Below are 1151 nucleotides of genomic sequence, written 5' to 3' on the forward strand. Positions count from 1 at the left end.
GAGTGGGACCCTGCCCGAGACGGGTTCACCCACGCTGCTGATCGCCGCCCTCGCCGGGCTGCTGACGGCCAGCGGTGCGACCCTGCTCGCCATCCGCGGCAAGTCGGAGCGGTAGCCGAGAGCCCATCAACAGAGCGCCCCCAGACGACGGGACGGTCCGCACCGATGAGGTGTGGCCCGTCCCGTCGTCGCGTTCCGAGTTCTCGCCGGGTCACCGGAGTGAATGTTCCCGGGTGAAACACGCGAGCGGGGTGGCGGCCGGTGCTCTTGAACATCACGACGGCTCAACGACGAGTCGTCCTGAAAGGAGCTCCCATGAGCGCAATTCGTGGCCGCACAATCAGCTTGGTGCTGGCGGCCGGTGTCGCCGTCGGTGGCGTGACGCTGATGCCCGGACCCGGTGTCTCGGCTGCCGGTCCGGCGGCCGCCGCCGGCGTGGTCGTCGCCGGCGTGGTCGTCGCCGGCATGGAGGACGCCGTCGACCCGTGGTTCACCAGCCTGCCCCAGCACGTGTACACGTCGCGGGGCGTCCAGGTCGACTTCACCGCGGCGCCGGATCCCGTGACCGGCGAGGGCCGTGACATCGCCATCGCTCCCGGCTTCGACAGCAGCGGGTGCACCTACGACCCGGTGATGGGCGACACCACCGGCACCTGCCTGGTCGCCGTCGTCGAGATCGCCCCGACCGGCACCGACGACCGCGGTTCGCTCCTCGTCGGCGCCGACACGAGCGGATTCGCCCTGACGCACCTGGCGTTCGGCGGTGCGTTCTCCGTGGGAGGCACGGCGGAGCAGATCCAGTCGGTGCTCTCCTCGCTGAGCTACCTCCCCCCCGACGACACCTACGTGACCCCCGAGGGCGACCCGGTGCCGATCCACGTGGTGTTGTTCGAGTCCGACGGGTACGTCGCCCCGGTCGACGTCGACGCCGTCGACCCGACGATGATCCACGAGGGCGACATCTACGTGCACGTGGTGGACCTCCCCACCGATTGCGTCGAGGTCCCCGAGACGACCGAGCCGACGGTGGAGACGACGGACACCCCCGATCCGACCGATCCGCCCGTCGAGACGGATCCGCCGGTGGAGACGGATCCGCCGGTGGAGACCGATCCGCCGGTGGAGACGGATCCGCCGGTGGACACCGATCC

The 1151-nt window shown here is 70.5% G+C and carries 2 protein-coding genes; both read left to right on the forward strand.

Annotation, left to right across the window (positions count from 1 at the left end; genetic code table 11):
- Window positions 1-10: 10 nt before the first annotated feature.
- On the forward strand, window positions 11-115 hold the full coding sequence (locus tag DN771_RS30975) for an LPXTG cell wall anchor domain-containing protein (RefSeq protein ID WP_227462494.1): 105 nt from the start codon (window positions 11-13) through the stop codon (window positions 113-115).
- Between the two features lie 200 nt (window positions 116-315).
- A partial coding sequence (locus tag DN771_RS29050) for a Clp protease/crotonase-like domain-containing protein (protein ID WP_193615430.1) occupies window positions 316-1151 on the forward strand: 836 nt, incomplete at its 3' end.

It is taken from the genome of Desertimonas flava (genome assembly GCF_003426815.1).
GTDB lineage: Bacteria > Actinomycetota > Acidimicrobiia > Acidimicrobiales > Ilumatobacteraceae > Desertimonas > Desertimonas flava.